Source organism: Herbaspirillum sp. B65, assembly GCF_000333555.1.
GTDB classification, from domain to species: domain Bacteria; phylum Pseudomonadota; class Gammaproteobacteria; order Burkholderiales; family Burkholderiaceae_D; genus Herbaspirillum; species Herbaspirillum rubrisubalbicans.
Map to the genome: position 1 here is coordinate 1 of NZ_BADI01000703.1, position 1,665 is coordinate 1,665.

General features: G+C 49.1%; 1 protein-coding gene. It reads right to left on the reverse strand.

Features of this window, described 5'->3' with window-relative positions:
* Positions 1-34 precede the first annotated feature (34 nt).
* Complete coding sequence (locus I5W_RS16655) at positions 35-910, reverse strand: hypothetical protein (protein WP_044530058.1); 876 nt, start codon at positions 908-910, stop codon at positions 35-37.
* Positions 911-1,665: the final 755 nt, after the last annotated feature.

Consider the following 1,665-nt stretch of genomic DNA (forward strand, 5'->3'; position numbering starts at 1 on the left):
AAATGCGACGGACACAGAAGAAAGAAGTCGTGGACTAGAACCCGAAGAGTCGCACGAGTAGCCTGTTTAATGTTGAGCAGCAAAGTTGAATCCCCTCAGGCTCTGCGAAAGAAACTCCGGTGTTATAGACAAGCGTCGCCACGGGAAGGTTTTTGATGGCCGCCACGATAAAGTTTTTGTCAGGAACTGAGAAGCGATGGTTAATTCTGCCGTTACGCAAGATCAATACGTGCGATAAATTCACCACATGGTACGTAACAATAATTACGCTTCTCCCCTCTTTAACCATTGAATCGACGAGCCGCTCTCGGTATTGATTAGCTCCCCCTCCTAGATCGTGATCGACAATCACGCACAGATTTTCAAGCTCATTCTCGCGAAGCAAGGTGGCGACAGATTCTGGAGTATGCAAGCCGGTTTTCGGTCGCCCCTTAATATATCTATTGACCTTATCAAAGAGGGAAGCGAATTGCCTCGAATAAACCAGGTATGCTGCGCGCTTGAAAAGAACACAAAACTGTCGAAGCGTGGCTCGTACACTCACTGATTCATTTGCGTGCCCCAGTCGCGTAATGCTCGAATCTGGCACGGCCAGTTCTAAAATTGAGCCATCTGCAAGGGAACACATTAGATCAATCGAGCTTATTTGTGCTCCTGGTTGGAAAGCACCATGGATGACGTAGCCCGAGTTAAGGGAAAAAGGGTAAGCGGAAAAAGCCAGTTCAACATCCTCCCGGGACTTACCTGCGTCGGCAAGAATATACTCAGGAGATGATCGATCTGCGCTCGCAAAAGACAATCTGAATTGAAGGCCGATAATTTCATGTCTAACATGAAAAACCCAGCCAAATCCAAAAAGCACGTTATCTTTGATGACAAGTGAATCAATAGACCAAAACACGTCAGACATCGCAGCCCCCTGGCGTTGGNAGCAGTCTCAATAGGGACAATAGCCTGTAGCCCCTCGACCTTTGGATTTTGACTATATGCTCATTGCGTCTATTCAACTCGTCCCTCGGTCTTCGGGTATCCTGTCTTATCGACTCCATTTCGTTACGGCAAACAGTCAGTTCCTCATACCTGCTCAAAGCCAGTTCTTCGGCATTGGCCTTGGCTGCCTCGGTTTCCGACAACTGCTCTTGAAGTGACTTCAGCGTCGAAAGATGGTCATGGGCCAATGCTTCAGCGATGGTTTTGGCTTGCGCCGTTACCTCAAGTTGAGTTGCAATCCTGATCAACTCAGTATCCCTGGCAAAAGCCAGTTCTTCGGCATTGGCCTTGGCTGCCTCGGTTTCCGACATCTGCTCTTGAAGTGACTTCAGCGTCGAAAGATGGTCATGGGCCAATGCCTCAGCGATGGTTTTGGCTTGCTCGGTTACCTCAAGTTGAGTTGCAATCCTGATCAACTCAGTATCCCTGGCAAAAGCCAGTTCTTCGGCATTGGCCTTGGCTGCCTCGGTTTCCGACAACTGCTCTTGAAGTGACTTCAGCGTCGAAAGATGGTCATGGGCCAATGCCTCAGCGATGGTTTTGGCTCGCTCGGTTACCTCAAGTTGAGTTGCAATCCTGATCAACTCAGTATCCCTGGCAAAAGCCAGTTCTTCGGCATTGGCCTTGGCTGCCTCGGTTTCCGACAACTGCTCTTGAAGTGACTTCAGCGTCGAA

Bases quoted from the DNA above. Each gene is read 5' to 3' on its own strand.
- I5W_RS16655 (WP_044530058.1), bottom strand. From the start codon at position 910: ATGTCTGACGTGTTTTGGTCTATTGATTCACTTGTCATCAAAGATAAC.